This window comes from Cellulomonas sp. P2_F12 (assembly GCF_056403775.1).
Map to the genome: position 1 here is coordinate 237,376 of NZ_JBFUEV010000003.1, position 16,872 is coordinate 254,247.

General features: G+C 73.6%; 18 protein-coding genes and 1 pseudogene. 5 read left to right on the top strand and 14 right to left on the bottom strand.

Translation table 11 applies throughout. The features are described from left to right. The first annotated feature begins 63 nt into the window (after positions 1 to 63). On the top strand, positions 64 to 684 hold the full coding sequence (locus tag AC1DWH_RS09210) for a mycothiol-dependent nitroreductase Rv2466c family protein (protein ID WP_456844028.1): 621 nt from the start codon (positions 64 to 66) through the stop codon (positions 682 to 684). Positions 685 to 791: 107 nt separating this feature from the next. After that, positions 792 to 1,322 (top strand): hypothetical protein, encoded by a 531-nt coding sequence (locus tag AC1DWH_RS09215; RefSeq protein WP_477093422.1) that lies wholly within the window; start codon positions 792 to 794, stop codon positions 1,320 to 1,322. 30 nt (positions 1,323 to 1,352) lie between these two features. Here the strand turns inward: AC1DWH_RS09215 and AC1DWH_RS09220 are convergent, their stop codons facing one another. Then, a complete protein-coding gene (locus AC1DWH_RS09220) occupies positions 1,353 to 3,350 on the bottom strand; it encodes a M13 family metallopeptidase (RefSeq protein WP_477093423.1) in 1,998 nt (665 codons plus the stop codon). 93 nt (positions 3,351 to 3,443) lie between these two features. On the opposite strand from AC1DWH_RS09220, the gene AC1DWH_RS09225 reads away from it, so the two are divergent. After that, positions 3,444 to 3,893 (top strand): ribose-5-phosphate isomerase, encoded by a 450-nt coding sequence (locus tag AC1DWH_RS09225; RefSeq protein ID WP_456844031.1) that lies wholly within the window; start codon positions 3,444 to 3,446, stop codon positions 3,891 to 3,893. 25 nt (positions 3,894 to 3,918) lie between these two features. Here the strand turns inward: AC1DWH_RS09225 and AC1DWH_RS09230 are convergent, their stop codons facing one another. Next, positions 3,919 to 5,187, bottom strand: coding sequence for a GNAT family N-acetyltransferase (locus AC1DWH_RS09230; protein WP_477093424.1), 1,269 nt, complete (start codon positions 5,185 to 5,187; stop codon positions 3,919 to 3,921). A 96-nt stretch (positions 5,188 to 5,283) separates the two neighbouring features. On the opposite strand from AC1DWH_RS09230, the gene AC1DWH_RS09235 reads away from it, so the two are divergent. Then, positions 5,284 to 6,375: a PP2C family protein-serine/threonine phosphatase gene (locus tag AC1DWH_RS09235; protein WP_477093425.1), complete on the top strand. Its 1,092-nt coding sequence runs from the start codon at positions 5,284 to 5,286 to the stop codon at positions 6,373 to 6,375. A 4-nt stretch (positions 6,376 to 6,379) separates the two neighbouring features. On the opposite strand, the gene AC1DWH_RS09240 is transcribed toward AC1DWH_RS09235, so the two are convergent. The 11 genes and pseudogenes from AC1DWH_RS09240 to AC1DWH_RS09290 form a co-directional block, all read right to left on the bottom strand. Continuing rightward, on the bottom strand, positions 6,380 to 8,326 hold the full coding sequence (locus AC1DWH_RS09240; RefSeq protein WP_477093426.1) for an acyltransferase family protein: 1,947 nt from the start codon (positions 8,324 to 8,326) through the stop codon (positions 6,380 to 6,382). 100 nt (positions 8,327 to 8,426) lie between these two features. Continuing rightward, entirely contained in the window at positions 8,427 to 8,756 is a 330-nt protein-coding gene (locus tag AC1DWH_RS09245; protein ID WP_477093427.1) for an MGMT family protein, read from the bottom strand. A gap of 8 nt (positions 8,757 to 8,764) precedes the next feature. Beyond that, positions 8,765 to 9,802, bottom strand: coding sequence for an LLM class F420-dependent oxidoreductase (locus AC1DWH_RS09250; protein WP_477093428.1), 1,038 nt, complete (start codon positions 9,800 to 9,802; stop codon positions 8,765 to 8,767). A gap of 45 nt (positions 9,803 to 9,847) precedes the next feature. Continuing rightward, positions 9,848 to 10,846 (bottom strand): DUF1648 domain-containing protein, encoded by a 999-nt coding sequence (locus tag AC1DWH_RS09255; protein ID WP_477093429.1) that lies wholly within the window; start codon positions 10,844 to 10,846, stop codon positions 9,848 to 9,850. Further along, positions 10,843 to 11,193, bottom strand: coding sequence for a GntR family transcriptional regulator (locus tag AC1DWH_RS09260; RefSeq protein ID WP_456844038.1), 351 nt, complete (start codon positions 11,191 to 11,193; stop codon positions 10,843 to 10,845). Before AC1DWH_RS09260 ends, AC1DWH_RS09255 begins: the two co-directional genes overlap by 4 nt. 101 nt (positions 11,194 to 11,294) lie before the next feature. Beyond that, a complete protein-coding gene (epsC, locus tag AC1DWH_RS09265; RefSeq protein ID WP_456844039.1) occupies positions 11,295 to 11,879 on the bottom strand; it encodes a serine O-acetyltransferase EpsC in 585 nt (194 codons plus the stop codon). A 47-nt stretch (positions 11,880 to 11,926) separates the two neighbouring features. Further along, positions 11,927 to 12,862 carry a cysteine synthase A gene (gene cysK / locus AC1DWH_RS09270; protein ID WP_456844040.1) on the bottom strand — a complete coding sequence of 312 codons (936 nt, stop codon included), beginning with the start codon at positions 12,860 to 12,862 and terminating at the stop codon, positions 11,927 to 11,929. A gap of 380 nt (positions 12,863 to 13,242) precedes the next feature. Then, positions 13,243 to 13,884, bottom strand: coding sequence for an SGNH/GDSL hydrolase family protein (locus tag AC1DWH_RS09275; protein ID WP_477093430.1), 642 nt, complete (start codon positions 13,882 to 13,884; stop codon positions 13,243 to 13,245). A gap of 24 nt (positions 13,885 to 13,908) precedes the next feature. After that, on the bottom strand, positions 13,909 to 14,325 hold the full coding sequence (locus AC1DWH_RS09280) for a VOC family protein (RefSeq protein ID WP_477093431.1): 417 nt from the start codon (positions 14,323 to 14,325) through the stop codon (positions 13,909 to 13,911). A gap of 416 nt (positions 14,326 to 14,741) precedes the next feature. Next, positions 14,742 to 15,098 carry a VOC family protein gene (locus AC1DWH_RS09285; RefSeq protein WP_477093432.1) on the bottom strand — a complete coding sequence of 119 codons (357 nt, stop codon included), beginning with the start codon at positions 15,096 to 15,098 and terminating at the stop codon, positions 14,742 to 14,744. A 160-nt stretch (positions 15,099 to 15,258) separates the two neighbouring features. Continuing rightward, a pseudogene (locus AC1DWH_RS09290) lies at positions 15,259 to 15,468 on the bottom strand (MerR family transcriptional regulator); the annotation flags it as partial. A gap of 124 nt (positions 15,469 to 15,592) precedes the next feature. Between AC1DWH_RS09290 and AC1DWH_RS09295 the strand changes: the two are divergent. Further along, positions 15,593 to 15,793 carry a hypothetical protein gene (locus AC1DWH_RS09295; RefSeq protein WP_477093433.1) on the top strand — a complete coding sequence of 67 codons (201 nt, stop codon included), beginning with the start codon at positions 15,593 to 15,595 and terminating at the stop codon, positions 15,791 to 15,793. Positions 15,794 to 15,811: 18 nt separating this feature from the next. Here the strand turns inward: AC1DWH_RS09295 and AC1DWH_RS09300 are convergent, their stop codons facing one another. Continuing rightward, positions 15,812 to 16,858: a Gfo/Idh/MocA family protein gene (locus AC1DWH_RS09300; protein WP_477093434.1), complete on the bottom strand. Its 1,047-nt coding sequence runs from the start codon at positions 16,856 to 16,858 to the stop codon at positions 15,812 to 15,814. Between the last annotated feature and the right edge of the window lie 14 nt (positions 16,859 to 16,872).

The following is a 16,872-nucleotide window of genomic DNA, read 5'->3' on the forward strand; positions in this document are numbered from 1 at the left end:
TGCGGGAATACACCGGCGCCGCCCGTTGGTTGCGCGAGGCACCCACATCTCTCGGAGGCCCTTGTGACGAGCACGCCCACCACCCGCCCCGTCGTCGACTTCTGGTTCGACCCCGCGTGCCCCTGGGCGTGGATGACCTCCCGCTGGATGGACGAGGTCAGCACCATCCGGGACGTCGACGTCCGCTGGCACGTGATGAGCCTGTCCGTCCTCAACGAGAAGCGCGACGACCTGCCCGAGCGGTACCGCGACATGCTGGCCGAGGGCTGGGGGCCGGTCCGCGTGATCGTCGCCGCCGCGCGCGACCACGGCGACCAGGTCATCAAGCCGCTGTACGACGCGATGGGCTCGCGCCGCCACCCGGGCGGCCGCCAGGACACGGCGGCGATCATCGCCGAGTCGCTGGCCGAGGTCGGGCTGCCGGCGGAGCTGGCCGACGTCGCCGGCACCGAGGAGGTCGACGCCCTGCTGCGTGAGTCGCACGGCGAGGGCATCGGGCTGGTCGGCGAGGACGTCGGCACGCCGGTCGTGGCCATCGACGGCGTCGGGTTCTTCGGTCCCGTCATGACGCCGGCGCCCACCGGCGACGCGGCCGGGCGGCTCTTCGACGGCCTGGCCCTCATGACCACCGTGCCCGGCTTCTACGAGCTGAAGCGCTCGCGGACCGCCGGCCCGTCGTTCTGAGCCGCCCACCTGCGCGATTGGCCCGTCCGGTTCGTCCCGTGTGATCCTGGTCGCCGACCTGCCCGGACCCGGGCGGGCCGGTGACCCCTCGGGCAGGACGGAGCAGCATGGCCTCGGCGCGCAACATCCGCATCTTCGTCATCGTCGACGTGGTGCTGCTGGCGCTCGTGGTCGTGCTGATCGTCGTGTTCGTCGGCGGGGGCGGCGGCGGCGGTGATGACGCCGGCGGGCCGAACCCCGGGTCCACCACGTCGGCCACCCCGTCGGCCAGCTCGTCCGCGACGTCCACGCAGCCCGTGGCGTTCGCCCTGCCCAGCGGGAACATCGCGTGCACGATGTCCGTCGACGGCGTGACCTGCACGATCGCCAGCTTCACCTACGCGCCGCCGGTCGTCGCGGGGTGCACGGAGACCACCGGGCACGTGCTCGTCCTCAACGCCGACGGCGTCGCGTTCGACTGCGTGAGCGGTCCGCCGCCGGCCGTCGCCGGGGACGACGTCCCGGTGCTCGAGTACGGCTCGTCGACCAGCGTCGGCGACTACACGTGCCGCAGCGCCACGGACGGTGTGCAGTGCGTCGACGGGTCGGGCGTCGGCTTCCAGCTGGCCCGCGCGAGCTGGTCCGAGCTGCCCGCCTGACGGCGGCTCACCCGGACCAGTCGCCCGGCGTCACCAGATGCGGACGCGCTCCTGCGGCGCGAGGTACAGCGCGTCGCCCGGCTGCACGTCGAACGCCGCGTAGAACTCGTCGACGTTGCGGACCACGCCGTTGCACCGGAACTCGTTGGGGGAGTGCGGGTCCATCGCGATCCGGCGGATGATCTCCTCGTCCCGGCCCTTGGACTGCCACACCTGCGCCCACCCGAGCAGCACGCGCTGCACGCCGGTCAGCCCGTCGATCACCGGGGCCTCCTCGAGCGGACGGCCGAGCGCGATCCGGTACGCCTGCAGCGCGATGGACAGCCCGCCGAGGTCGCCGATGTTCTCGCCGATGGTGAGCTCGCCGTTCACGTGGTGGGACCCGCCCAGCTGCACGGGCGAGAACTGCGAGTACTGGTCGATGAGGGCCTTGGTCCGCGTCTCGAACTCGGCGCGGTCGTCGGCCGTCCACCAGTCCTCGAGGCGCCCGTCGCCGTCGTACTTCGAGCCCTGGTCGTCGAAGCCGTGACCGATCTCGTGGCCGATGACGGCGCCGATGCCCCCGTAGTTCACCGCGTCGTCGGCCTCCGCGTCGAAGAACGGCGGCTGCAGGATCGCGGCGGGGAACACGATCTCGTTCATGCCGGGGTTGTAGTAGGCGTTGACCGTCTGCGGGGTCATGAACCACTCGTCGCGGTCGATCGGCTTGCCGATCTTGCCGAGGTCGCGGTCCTGCTCGAACGCGTAGGCGCGCCGCACGTTGCCCAGCAGGTCGTCCGCAGCGACCTCGAGGGACGAGTAGTCGCGCCACCGGGCCGGGTAGCCGATCTTCGGGGTGAACGCCTCGAGCTTGGCCAGCGCCTTGGCGCGCGTCTCCTCGCCCATCCACTCCAGCTGCGAGATCGACTCGCGGTACGCGGCGACGAGGTTGGCGACCAGCTCCTCCATCCGCGCCTTGTGCGCGGGCGGGAAGTGCCGCTCGACGTAGACCTTGCCGACGGCCTCGCCCAGGACGCCCTGCACCAGCGACACGCCGCGCTTCCAGCGGTCGCGGACCTCCTGCGCCCCGGTCAGCGTGCGGCCGTAGAAGTCGAAGTTGGCCTGCACCAGCTGGTCGGACAGGTACGGGGCCCGGTCGGAGATCACGTGGTAGGTCAGCCAGGCCTGCCAGTCCGCCAGCGGCTCGCTGACCCACAGCCCGGCGAACGCCTCGGCGAACGAGGGCTCGCGCACCACGATGCGGTCGAACGAGCCGGCGGGAGCCCCGAGGGCGAGCACCCACGAGCTCCAGTCGAAGCCCGGCGCCCGCTCGGCCAGCTCGGTCAGCGTGAGGGCGTTGTACGTGAGGTCGGCGTCGCGGTCCTTGACCACGTCCCAGTGCGCCTTGGCGAGCTTGGTCTCCAGCGCGACGATGCGGCCTGCGAGGTCGTCGGCCACGTCCTCGGTCGCGGCCACGCCGGCCAGGGTCAGCATGCGCGCGACGTGCGGGCGGTAGGCCGCGAGCACCTCGGCGTACTGCTCGTCGCGGTAGTAGGCCTCGTCCGGCAGACCCAGGCCGCCCTGCGCGAGGTGCACGGCGTACCGGGTGGGCTCCTTGGCGTCGTTGTCCACGTAGAAGCCGACGGCGCCGCCCGCCCCCGTGCGCTGCAGCGCGCCGAGCGCGCCGGTCAGCTCCGCCTGCGTGGTCGCCGTGTCGATCAGCGCGAGGTCCGTGCGCAGGGGCGCGGTGCCCGCGGCCTCGACCGCGTCGGTGTCCATGAAGGAGGCGTAGACCGCGCCGACCTTGGCCTCGACGGAGTCGGCACCGGCCGGGTCGGGGGAGGCGGCCGCAGCCGCGCCCGCGTCGGTGATGATGTCCCGCACCTGCTCCTCGGCCTGGTCGTGCAGGGCGCGGAACGAGCCGTCCATCGCCCGGTCGGCGGGGATCTCGTGCGTCGCGGCCCACAGGCCGTTCACGTGGGCGTAGAGGTCGTCCTGGGGACGGACGTCGGGGTCGAGTGCGGTCAGGTCGATGCCACTGCGCGTCATGCGCACAGCCTAGGTACGGCGACCGACACCACGTCGCGGCTTACGCCGAGGGCGGACGCAGGTCCCAGGGCGCAGGTGCGGCAGGATGGGCGCATGCGCATCCACGTCGCCTCCGACCACGCCGGCTACGAGCTCAAGGTCTCGCTCGTCGAGCACCTGAGCGCCGCGGGCCACGACGTCGTCGACCACGGCGCCCACTCGTACGACGCCCAGGACGACTACCCGCCGTTCTGCTTCGCCGCCGGCGAGGCGGTCGTGGCCGACCCGGGGTCCCTCGGCGTCGTCATCGGTGGCTCGGGCAACGGCGAGCAGATCGCCGCCAACAAGGTCACGGGCGTGCGGGCCGCCCTCGCGTGGAACCTCGCGACCGCCCAGCTGGGACGGCAGCACAACGACGCGAACGTCGTCGCCATCGGTGCCCGCCAGCACTCCGTCGACGAGGCGCTCGCGCTGGTGGACGCGTTCGTGGCCGAGCCGTTCAGCCACGACCCGCGCCACCAGCGCCGGATCGACCTGCTCGCCGACTACGAGGCCGCGCGGTAGCGGCCACCGGCCGTCGCGGTCGCGGCTACCAGACGTAGCTGCAGAACGGCGCGACGGGCCAGAGGAACGCCACCGCCGCGGTCTGCACGGCACCCGGGGTCACCTCGACCACGAGCCCTGCCCGCGCCTGGGCTGCGAGGGACCGGCCGCCGAGGTAGGCGGCACCGAGCTCGCGGACGTCGAGGTGCAGGTCGGCGTCGTCGTCGGTCCGCGTGGCCGTCGCGGGGTACGTCCCGTCCGGGCCCTGGGCGCCCGTGGTCAGGCGCCACCGGCCCGCGTTGTCGGGCAGGCGCGCGTCGCTGACCTCGAGGACCAGGTCGACGGGTGCCGCGTAGCGCCGGCCGGCCAGCGCGACCGGCAGGTCGAGCAGGCGGACCCAGAGGTTGTCGTTGACCTTGGGCACCACGGCCCGCGGGTCCACCAGCAGGTGCAGCAGCGCGTCGTCGACCGGCAGCATCGGCCCCTCGACGGTGGCGGTCAGGTCGAGGTCCAGCAGGAACGACCAGAGCTGGTGGGTGGCCGCGGCGTCGACGGCGACGGCCTCACGCACCCGTACCGTGCCCGCGGGGCCACCTTCCGCCCAGTTCTCCTTGCGCCGGAACAGCGCGTACGCGCGCACGGCGCCGGCCGGGTCGTGCACGGTGGCGATGCGCAGGGGCTCGGCGCCCTCGCGCAACGCCGGCGGGTCCGCGACCGCGCGGGTCCGCCACGCCTCCGAGTCGCGGGTGGTCCAGCCGGGGCGGCCGGCGCCCGCGGCGCGGTGCAGCTCGTCGACGAGCGCGCCGTGCCGGGCGACGTCGGCGGTGGCGAGCTTCACCGTCAGCTCCTCGGTGCCGGGCACGTCGCGCAGCTTCGCGCCGCGGGCGATCTTCACGCGGACGTCGTCGGCGGCCGAGCCGTAGCCGTACCGGCCGTAGATCGCGTGCTCGGCGGCGAACAGAGCCGACACGGGCTCCCCGCGGGCGAGCGACCGGGCGAAGTGCGACTCGATCATCGCGGTCAGCAGGCCGCGGCGGCGCTGGTCCGGGCGCGCACCCACCCATGTGAGTCCCGAGCAGGCGATGTGCGTGCCGGGCACGGGCATCCGGTGCTCGTACGAGGCGTGCACCGCCGCGAGGGCGCCGTCCGCGTCCTCGACGGCCTGCGCGCGGTCCCAGGCGAACGTGATCGGCAGGAGGGCGTCGGTCTCGGGCGTCGACTCGAAGGCGAACGCGAGCCGGTCGACCTCGAGGAACTCGTCCTTGCGGCACTCCGGGACGTCGACGAGGCGGTATCCGGCGGGAAGAGGGCTCATGTCAGACATCGTGCGCCATCGGACCTCGACGAGCACCCCCATTTCCGGTGCGTCGGATGCCTGGGCGGGCTCACGACCTGCGGATACGCTCGCCGGGTGTGGGGGACTAGGTGGGCGCCGGCGCAGGGGCTGTTCACGCGCGGCTCCCTCGCTCTGCGGCGGTGGAGCGGCCGGTCGCAGGCGAGCCTCACGGCCGTGCTCGTCGTGTGCACCGGGCTGATCACGGTCGGCATCGCGCAGCAGCCCGAGTGGGTCCCGCCGTCGACGTTCCTGCTCGTGGAGCTGGTCGCCGTGTTCCTGCTGCGGCTCCGCATGCTCGTCGTGCTCGGGGTCGTCATCCTGTGCTGCACCTGGGGGCTGTGGTGGTGGGGCGGCCCGTCGATGATCCCCGGGATCCTCGTCGTCATCTCGGTCTCCGTCGTGGCGATCGTCGCGTTCGCGCGCGAACGGGAACGGCTCGGGCTCCACGGCGCTCCCGGCGACCTCATGCTGGTCGACCTCCGCGACCGCCTCGCCGCGCACGGCCGCGTCCCTCCGCTGCCCGCCGGGTGGCACGTCGACAGCGAGATCCGGTCCGCCCACGCCGACGGGTTCTCCGGGGACTTCATGGTCGCCGGGACCCGCTCGGGCGGCACGACGCTCGAGATGGTGCTGGTCGACGTGTCGGGCAAGGGCCTCGACGCCGGCGTCCGCTCGCTGCAGCTCTCCGGGGCCTTCGGCGGGCTGCTGGGGGCCATGCCGCGGGACGAGTTCCTCGGGGCGGCCAACCGGTACCTGCTGGACCAGGCGTGGGAGGAGGGCTTCGCGACCGCGATCCACGTCGCCGTCGACCTGCCCACGGGCGACTTCTGGGTCTCGTCGGCCGGGCACCCCCCGCCGGTGCAGCTGCACGCCGGTTCCGGCCGCCTCGAGCTGCTCGAGATGGTCGGGAGCCCGGCTCTGGGCGTCGTCGAGGGGGTCACGGGCGAGCCCCGCGCCGGTCGGTTGCTGCCCGGCGACCTGCTGATGCTCTACACCGACGGCCTCGTGGAGCTCCGCGGCGGCGACGTCGACCAGGGCATCGACCGGCTCATGGGGGTGGCGGACCGGGTGCTGGTGTCGGGCCGCGGCACCGCGGCGGCCGTGCTGGCCGGGGTGCGGGCGGGCGACGACGACGACCGCGCGGTGGTCCTGCTCCGTCGCTCGTGAGCGGTCAGGGCTGGATCGAGGCGACCAGCCAGTCCGCGTAGCCCTCGCGTCCGCCTCCGGTCCGCAGGTGGATGTCGTCGCTGTACAGCCAGTCGCGGTGGGCGCCGGCCAGGGAGTTCCAGTCGAGCACGTGCACGTTCGGGTACTCCGGGCCGACGCGGGCGAACAGCTGGTTGTCGTAGTCCGCCCAGGTCCGGGGGACGTGCACGTTCACCAGGTACACGCGGCGGTCCTTGGTCAGGTCGAGCAGCTCCCGGAGGGTGCCCTCGTCGATCGGACCGTTGGTGCCGCCGTGCACGATCACGGTGTGCCCGAGGGTGCCCGCGGCCACGCCGGCGCGGACCAGGTCCACCATCACCCCGAACTGGCGCGACTCCTGCGCGTCGACGGCGATCCCGTGGGCGGCCAGCTCCGGGGCCGCGCCGAGCATCACGGAGTCCCCGAAGGCCGAGGCGCCGCCGACCTGGTCCGGCGCGGGCGCGGGCGGGGGTGGCGCGGCAGCGGCGGCGGTCTCGGTCGGCACGTCCTCCGGCCCGGCGGCCGGGGCGGTGGTCGCCGTCGAGGTGGGCGTGTGCGTGGGTGACGGTCGCAGCGACGTCACGGCGGGCTGCGGTCCGGGCTGCCACGCGCCGGCGTCCGTCGAGTCGGCGGGCACCTGCGCCAGGGCGGCCGTCGCCACGCCGCCGACGATGAGCAGGCCGACCGACCCGGCGATCAGCCGCAGGATCGTCCGCGGGTGCTCGCGGCCCGGGTGACGCAGGCGGGCGGCGGCCCGGCCCAGGGCTCCGCGGCGCACGGGCAGCTCGACGAACCGGTAGGAGATCTCGGCGATGGCGAGGACGGCGGCGAGGCGCAGGGGCGTCGCGAGCCACGGCGACATCTCGACGTCGATGCCCGGCCGGGTGAGCATCAGCACCGGCCAGTGCCACAGGTAGATGCCGTACGACCGCTCGCCGACCCACCGCCACGGCTGCCGGCCCAGCGCCCGGCCCAGCAGGCCCGCGGGGTCCGCGACCGCGCCGACGAGCACGGCCGCGAGCAGCGAGAAGGCCAGGAAGCCGCCGCGGTACAGCGCGGCGCTGAACTCGTCGACCCACACGAACGCGGCCAGGACCCCGACCAGGGCGGTCACGCCGAGCACGTCGGTCACCCCGGCCTCGAACCGGCGCACCGCGTTGCCCCGCTCCTTCGCCCAGGAGCCCACTTGCTGCCAGGTGCGCCACGGGGTCCAGACGGCGGCCATCGCTGCGCCCACCAGCAGCCCCATCGAGTGCGTGTCGGTGCCGAAGTACACGCGGCTGGGGTCGTTCGGCACAGGCGCGGACGCGCGGACGGCGAGCACGGCCATGGCCACGGTCGACAGCAGCGCGAGCACCGCGGCCACCTGCCCGACCCGCGCGCGGCCGGCCCGCAGCGCGAGCAGGATCACCAGCGGGAAGACGAGGTAGAACTGCTCCTCGATGGCCAGCGACCACAGGTGCTGCAGCAGGGGTGGCCGGCTGACCATCTCGAAGTAGGAGCGGTCGGCCAGGACCTGCCACCAGTTCGACACGTAGCCCGCGGCCGCGGCGATGTCCCCGCGCAGCTCGGCCGCCTCGCTCGGCATGGCGACGGCGACGCCGGCCATGCCGAGCAGGAGCAGGCCGAGCGCGGGCAGCAGGCGGCGCGCGCGTCGGGCGTAGAAGCGCCGGAACGAGAACCGGCCGGTGCCCTCGACCTCGTCGAGCACGAGCGTCGTGATGAGGTAGCCGGACAGGACGAAGAAGACGTCGACGCCGAGGAAGCCGCCGCGCATCCACGGTGCGCCGAGGTGGTAGACCACGACCCCGGCGACGGCCAGGGCGCGGATCCCGTCCAGCCCGCCGAGGTGGGGCATGCGCGAGGGGATCGCCGGCGGCACGGGCTCCGCGCGTTCCACCGCGGGCGCCGAGCGCTGGGCGGTGACGGTCATGGATCCCCCGGGTCGGTGCTCGTTCACGGGCGGCGTGCCACCCGTCTGTTCAGGTTAAGTCGGTCGCGGCGGTGCGGGCCGCGGGGACACGCGGCCGGGCTCAGGTCTCCGGGAACCAGATCGCCCGCCGCAGCGCCACCCGCGTGCCGTCGGCGCTCAGCGGCGTGCCTTCGTCACCGAGGAGCTCCAGCGCGCGGGTCAGGTGCCGGGCCGGCGGGTTGCCCGCGGCGTTGACCACCCGCCACCACGGCACGCCGGACCCGGCCCGGCTGAGCACCTGCCCCACCTGCCGCGGGCCGCCCCGCCGCCGGCCGTCGACGGCCTCGAGGCGGTCGCCGACCACCTCGGCGATCGTGCCGTATGTCATCGCGCGCCCCGAGGGTATCTCGTCCACGAGGTCGAGCACCGCCTCGGCGTAGTCGTCGTCCACGGGCGGCGTCAGCCCCGCAGGGCGTCGGCGATCGCGGGCAGCGTCCGCGGGTCGGCCTGGACCAGCATCGTGGTCACCGCCGTGGCCTCCCACGCCGGCAGCTGCGCGCGGATGTCCTGCGCGGTGCCCACCAGGGCGATGTCCTGCACCAGCTCGAGCGGCACCGCGGCGGTCGCGCGGGCGCGGTCGCCGGCGAGGTAGTGCGCCTGGATCTCGTCGCACGCCTCGGTGTACCCGAGCCGGTCGAGCACGGCGCGGTGGAAGTTGGCACCCTTGGCCCCCATCCCGCCCGCGTACAGCGCGATGAACGGACGCACGCTGTCGGCGGCGGACTCGACGTCGTTGCCGAGCACGACGGGGACGGTGGCGACGACCTCGAAGTCCTCGGCGCGGCTCAACCGGGGGTCGCGCTGCGCGAAGCCCTCGGCCAGCAGCGTCCGGTACTCGCCGTCCATGCGCGGCGAGTAGAACAGCGGCAGCCAGCCGTCGGCGATCTCCGCGGACATCGCGATGTTCTTGGGGCCCTCGGCGGCGAGGTGGATGGGCAGGTCCGCGCGCAGGGGGTGCACGGTCGAGCGCAGCGCCTTGCCCAGGCCGGCGCCCTCGTCGGGCCCCAGCGGCAGGCGGTAGAACTGCCCGTCGAACGTCACCGGCGCCTCGCGGGCCAGGACCTGCCGGACGATCGACACGTACTCGCGGGTGCGGGCCAGCGGTCGTGGGTACGGCTGGCCGTACCAGCCCTCCACCACCTGCGGCCCGGACGCGCCGAGCCCGAGGACGAAACGTCCGCCCGAGAGGTGGTCGAGCGTGAGCGCGGCCATCGCGGCGGCCGTGGGGGTGCGCGCGGAGATCTGCGCGATCGCGGTGCCCAGGCGGATGCGCGAGGTGCGCGACCCCCACCAGGCGAGCGGGGTCAGGGCGTCGGAGCCGTACGCCTCGGCGGTCCAGACCGAGTCGAACCTGAGCTGCTCCGCGCCGAGGACGGCCTCCTGCGCGCCCGGCGGGGGACCCGCCGACCAGTAGCCCGTGTGGTAGCCCAGCCGCATCGTCAGTCCTCCCGGTCCGGCGTCGCCGTCGACGCCCGCGCCAGGCTACCTGGTACCGCGGGTATCGCGTGACTGCGGCCCGACGCGCGCCCGCGCCGCCAGGGTGTTGAGCAGCGCCGCTCCCGTGGCGGCGTCGTCGACGGTCACGACGAGCGACCGCCCGCCGGTGCGCTCGACCTGCAGGCCCTCGCCGGTGCGCAGCACGACGCCGACGCGACCGCCGCGCCCGACGCGGTAGCCCCAGCCGCCGAACTCGGGGAACGGCTTCACCGTCACGACCTCGGCCTGCTCCACCTCGTCGAGCGGCACCATGATCCGCGGCCACCCCACGGCCGAGCGCACCGTCAGCCCCCGCCGGTCGACCGTGACCGTGAACCACGTGCTCGACAGCACCGCCGCGGCGACGACCAGCGCCGGGACCAGCACGAACGGCGCCGAGAGCAGGAGCCCGAGCGCCGCCACGAGCACCGTCACGCTGCCGCCGACGACCAGCGCGGTGCGGCTCTCGGCGTGCGTGACCCAGCTCGCGGACTCGTCGGGTCGCAGGTCCAGGACGGCGGCGGACGCGGGGATCGGGGCGCTCGTCGGCTGGTGCACGTCGCCCGGTGTCAGCCACGCACCGAGTGCCGCGGCGGTGATCCCGAGGACCGACGCGAGCGTGAAGACCAAGCCGGTCGAGCCCATGTCGGCCGCGTCGGACAGGCCGCGCTGCAGGTCGAGCAGCCCGATCGTCAGGGTGGAGAGGAAGGCCGACAGCCCGAGCGCGGTGCCGGCGCAGATCCGCCGGACCAGGGCCGTGCGACCCCAGAAGAACGCGACGGCCCAGCACCCGAGAGCGAGGAGCACCGAGATGACCGCCGAGGGCCACAGCGCGCCGGCCAGCGAGGAGAAGCCGTCCGGACCGTCCGGCCCGAAGTGCACCGCAACCGGGTCCGGCAGCTCGGACGACCAGGCGCCGGCGACGACGAACGTGCCGGCGACCAGCGCAGCCGGCACGACGAGGGTCAGCGCGGTGGTGAGCGTGCGGTGGGGGACCGGGGTCACCGGAGGGCCTCCTTGACGAGCGCGGTGGTGGTCTGCGGCGCGATGCCGAGCGACCGGGCGACGCGGACGAGCGTGTCGATGGCGGCGTGCAGCTCGGCGTTGTCCTGCACGGGGACGGTGACGACCGCCCCGCGTCCGCGGCGCAGCTCGATCAGCCCCTCGTCGCGGAGCTCCTGGTAGGCCCGCAGGACCGTGTGCAGGTTGATGTCCAGCGACGCCGCCAGCTGCCGAGCGCCCGGCAGCCGCTCGCCGTCGGCCAGCTCCCCGCGGGCGACGGCCGCACGCACCTGCCCGGCGAGCTGCGTGAACAGCGGGTCGGGGGAGGCGGGGTCGACGCGGAAGAGCACGGGGTGATCCTAGTTGTTAGGAAACAACTAGAACAACGTCTGGACAGCGAAGAACCCCGCCCGAGCATTCGGGCGGGGTTCTCGACCGACGGCGAGTGCCGTCAGATGTAGATCGCCGGGTCGTCGATCTCGACGTCGAACGGAGCGGCCTTCGGGCGCAGGCGGATGGTCGCGGGAACCCCCACGGCGATCGCCCCGGCGGGCACGTCGTGGATGACCACGGCGTTCGCGCCGATCTGCGCGCCCGGCCCGATCCAGACCGGCCCGAGGATCTTGGCCCCGGCACCGACCACGACGCCGTCGCCGAGGGTCGGGTGCCGCTTGCCGTGCCGCATCGTCTTGCCGCCGAGGGTCGAGCCGTGGAACAGCACCACGTCGTCGCCCACCTCGGCGGTCTCGCCGATCACGACGCCCATGCCGTGGTCGATGAACAGCCGGCGGCCCAGGCGGGCCCCCGGGTGGATCTCGATCCCGGTGACTGCCCGCGCGAGCTGGGAGACCAGTCGCGCGGGCAGCTGCAGGCCGGGCTGGTGCCACATCCGGTGCGCGAGCCGGTACACCCAGACCGCGTGCACCCCGGGGTACCCGAGGGCGACCTCTGCGAGGGACCGGGCCGCGGGGTCGCGGTTCCGGGCGGCCTCGAGGTCCTCCCTGAGGGTGGCGAGGAGGTGCTGGTGCTCGGACATGCAGCCTTCGTCCTGTGGTGTCGTGCGGGGGGACGTGACGGGCGCGCTCAGTCGAGCAGGTCCGCGTAGAGCACGGTCGACAGGTAGCGCTCGCCGAACGACGGGATGATCGCGACGATGAGCTTGCCGGCGTTCTCCGGGCGGTTGGCCAGGATGGTCGCGGCGTGCAGGGCGGCGCCGGACGAGATGCCGACCAGCAGGCCCTCCTCGGCGGCGGCGCGGCGGGCGACCTTCACGGCCGTCTCGGCGTCGACGTCGATGATCTCGTCGTAGATCGTGGTGTCGAGGATCTCGGGCACGAAGTTGGCGCCGATGCCCTGGATCTTGTGGGGGCCGGGGGCGCCGCCGTTGAGGATGGGCGACTCGGCCGGCTCGACGCCGACGACCTGGATGTTCGGGTTGCGCGACTTGAGCACCTGGCCGACGCCCGTGATGGTGCCGCCCGTGCCGATGCCGGCGACGAAGATGTCGATCTTGCCGTCGGTGTCGGCCCAGATCTCCTCGGCCGTGGTGGTGCGGTGGATCTCGGGGTTGGCCTCGTTGGCGAACTGGCGGGCCAGGATCGCACCCTCGCGCTCGGCGACGATCTCGTCGGCGCGGTTCACCGCACCCTTCATGCCCTCGGAGCCCGGCGTGAGGATGAGCTCGGCGCCGAACGCGCGCAGCAGGGCGCGGCGCTCCTTCGACATGGTCTCGGGCATCGTCAGGACGACGTCGTAGCCGCGGGCCGCGCCGACGAACGCGAGCGCGATGCCCGTGTTGCCGCTGGTGGCCTCGACGATCGTGCCGCCGGGCTTGAGCGCACCGGACGCCTCGGCGGCGTCGATGATCGCGACGCCGATGCGGTCCTTGACCGAGTTGGCCGGGTTGTAGAACTCGAGCTTGCCGACGACCGTGGCGGGGGCGCCGTCGGTGATCTTGTTGATGCGGACCAGCGGGGTGTTGCCGATGAGCGCCGTCGCGTCGTCGTAGATGCGTGCCATGGTTCCTCTTCGGTCGAAGCCGCCGGCCGGCCGGCAGCTTGGTGGGGGGACTAGCGGAGTCTGGGGCTCCGGCGCCGACTGGTCGCCGAGCGGTCGGCGCGGATCGTGGGGTTCCGGGCCTGGGGCGAGCGCTGGCGCGGGAGACGGTCCCCGCTCAGGGGGGTCCGCACGCGAAGGAGCAGCCAGCGCTCTACAGACAGCGACAACAGGGCTGCGCCGCGCGGGCGCGCACGAGGACGGCGGGGGCGGCAGCCTGCACGCTCATCGCTTCGTCCTCCGGGACCGGTTCGGTCGGTCGGTGCGGTCGTGGTCACGCGAGTGCGGGACACGATCGGCCATGACGCTAGCGTCAACGTCCCGACACGCGCAAAGCATCCCCATCAGGTGGACGGCCGGTCGATCCCCACGGCGCGCAGCCAGGCCTCGGCGAGCAGACCGTGGCCCGCCGGTGTCGGGTGCACACCGTCGTAGCACCAGGCTGCGGGGGTCGAGCGCACGACCGCCGCGGCGAAGAGCCCGTCGGCCGGCACCAGCACCGCGTCGTGCTCCGCGGCCAGCCGCCGGACCACCCCGATCCGCGGGTCCAGGTCCTCCCGCCAGACGTGCTGCGCCTCGTCGACAGGCGTCAGGAACGGCTCGACCAGCACGAACCGGGCGCCGAGCCGCTCCCGCGCGGACGCGAGCATCGTGGAGAGCTCGTACGCGTACCGCGCCGTCGACGTCGCCGCTCCGGAGTCGTACCGCCGCCACGTGTCGTTGACGCCGACCAGCACCGAGATGACGGTGGGCTCGAGCGCGAGGGCGTCGGCCTCCCACCGGGCGTGCAGCATCGCCGCCGTGTCACCGCCGACGCCCCGGTTGAAGAACGCGAGGTCGAGGTCGGGGCGGCGGGCACCCGCCAGCGCCGCGACGATGCCCGCGTACCCGTGCCCGAGGCTCGTGGGGTCGGAACGGTCCCGGCCCCAGTCGGTGATGGAGTCACCGGTGAGCAGGACGCGGTCGTGGGGCTGCAGGAACGTCACCGCGGCACGCTAGCGGACGGCCGCCTACCCCTGCGCGGGCGTGATGTTGACCAGCCAGTGGGTGCCGAACTTGTCGTCCAGCATGCCGAACGTGGCACCCCACGGGGCCGCGGCCAGCGGGACGACGATCGTGGCGCCGTCCGCGAGCTTGTCCCAGTAGTCCTGCAGCTCGGCCTCGTCCTCGCCGCTGAGCGACACCGAGACGCTGCTCTCCGCGGGGAGCCCCATGTGACTCGGCGTGTCGGCGCCCATGAGCACGAACCCGCTGGGCGTCTCCAGCTGCCCGTGCATGATGTTGTCGACCTCCGCGGGGTCCTCGGTCGCGTGGAACTCTCCGAACGTGCTGAGCGTCAGCTCGCCGCCGAGCACGGACTGGTAGAACTCCATCGCCTGGCGCGCGGTGTCGCGGAAGTTCAGGTACGGGTTCAGGTACGTGGGCACAGGGGTCTCCTTCGACGGTGATCGGCTCGTGCGCTTCACCTTTCCACGACCCGCCGACACGCAACAGGATCGATGTCCCTCGACCACCTCGAGGCGGCGCACCCGGTCGAAGTGGACAGATGACCAGGATCCGTGTAGTGTTCCTTCTTGGATCTCCCGGTCTGCGTGATGGTGTCAGCATCCCATCGCGAAGGATCGGCCCGGATGTGGAACGCGTCGCTACGAGAGCGGCTGACGGCCATGGTCCGGGTGGCTGATCTTCGACAGCCCCCAATGGCGCTGGGGGCGGTTCAAGCCGCGCGCAACAAGGACAAGCGGGCGCGGTGGGCGAAGGCCAACAGGTGCTGACGGACATGCGGCCCCGGTGCAGCCCGCGACGAGAGTCGCGGCGCAGCACCGGGGCCGTTGTCGTCCCCTCACCCCTGGTACAGCCAGACGACGTTGGCGTCCGGGTCCCGCACCGCCGACGACCGCGGCATCCCCGCGGAGTCGTGCGGGCCGAGGACCTCGGTCGCGCCGGCTGAGAGCGCCCGGCGGTGCGCCGCGTCGAGGTCGTCGACGAGCAGCCCGATCGTCGCCGGGCCCGCGGCGCCCGGGTAGTCGGGCGTCTGCAGGTGCACCAGGAAGAAGTCGCTCTCGCCGTACCGGCCGAAGACGAAGCCGGAGAAGTCCTCGTCCGCGGTGCGCTGGGTGACGTCGTAGTCGAACCCGAACGCGTCGATGTAGAACGCCGCCGCGGCGTCCTGGTCGCTGACGAGCAGCTTGATCTGCACGGGGCGGGCGCCGGCCGCGCGGGCGGGGGAGGGGCAGGCCCTCGTCGGCGATCCGTTCGGCGTCCCCGAGGCTGGCGGCGATCCGCGAGCGCTCGCGCTCGAGCCGGGCCCGGTGGGCGCCCAGGACGGCCGGGGCGCCGTCCGGGTCGTCGAGCACGGTGCGGGTGTCCTCGACGGAGAGGTCGATCCACCGCAGCGAACGGATGTGCCGCGCGCGCTCGAGCTGGTCCGGGCGGTAGTAGCGGTACCCGGTCACCTCGTCGACGCGCGCCGGGACGAGCAGCCCGACGTCGTCGTAGTGCCGCAGCGTGTGCACGGAGAGGCCGCAGAGGCGCCCGAACCGGCCGATGGTGAGGTCGTCGATGTCCACAGCAGCACTGTGGACCTTCGGGTGGCCCGAGGGTCAACCGTCGGGGGCCTTTCGTCATGCCTGCGTCGCCCGTGCGCGCGCGAGCATGGAACGAGGGCGTTTCGACCCCGGACAGGAGAGGGACATGGTGCTGAGCGACACCGAGGGCTGGCTGCGCCTGGTGGGCAACGACCGGCGGCAGCACTTCTTCCGTGACGGCATGAGCGTGTGCGGACAGTTCGTCACGCCCGCGACCGAGTTTCCGGAGGACGACGGACCCGACCCCGGCGAGTGCCCGGGCTGCCGGCACATCGTCGACAGCGAGCAGGGCCCGACCCACTACTGAGCAGGCGTACGCCGCCGCTCAGGCCTCGCCCGGGTAGACGACGCCGACCTGACGGCGGATCTCGTCGGCCGTCTCGAGGATGGTGACCGTCTCGTCGAGGGGGAGCAGCGGAGAGTCGGTGCGGCCCTCGGCGACGTAGGTCGCGAACGCGGCCACCTGGAAGGACAGCCCGCCGTAGCCGTGGATCCGGTTGGCGTCCCACGTGCCGATGCGGTCGCCGACGGTCAGCGTGACGCCGGCCGGGACGTAGCACCGGTCGTCGACGTCGACCCGCCCGAGCGAGCCGTACACGTGCGCCGTGTGTCCCGAGGCGGTGAGCATCGACGTGAACAGCTGTGCCTGCGCCGCGCCATAGCCGATCTGGGCGCTGACCTGCGCGTCCACTCCTGTCGTGGTGAGCGATCCGGCGGCCTGGACGCTCCTCGGACGGGGGAGGCCCGCCGCGCGGGCGACCGCGGAGGCGAACGACAGGGGATAGATGCCCAGGTCCAGCAGCACGCCCCCCGCCAGGGCGGGGTCGAACAACCGGTGCGTCGGGTCCTTCGCGGCCCGCACGCCGTAGTCCGCCGTGATCCGGTGCACCTCGCCGAGCAGGCCGTCCTCGAGCACCCGCCGCACGACGTCCGTGTGGGGCAGGTAGCGCGTCCACATGGCCTCCATGAGCAGCACGCCGGCATCGCCCGCGGCCGCGACGAGCTCGCGCGCCTCGACCGCGTTGCGCGTGAACGCCTTCTCGACGAGGACGTGCTTGCCGGCCCGCAGCGCGAGCAGCGCGTGGCCGCGGTGGTGGCTGTGCGGGCTCGCCACGTACACGGCGTCGACCTCGGGATCGTCGACGAGCGACTCGTACGACGCGTGCACCCGGTCCACGCCGTGCTCGCGGGCGAACGCCGCAGCGCGTTCCGGCGAGCGGGAGCCGACCGCGACCAGCCGCTGCCGGGTGTGCTCGCGCAGCGCGGTCGCCCAGTGCCCGGCGATGTGGCCCGGGGCGAGGATCCCCCAGCGGAGCGCCGGGGCATCCGCAGGGTCGGCGGTCCGTGGCTCGGGGAGGGTCAGGTCAGGCATGCGCACAGCCTGGC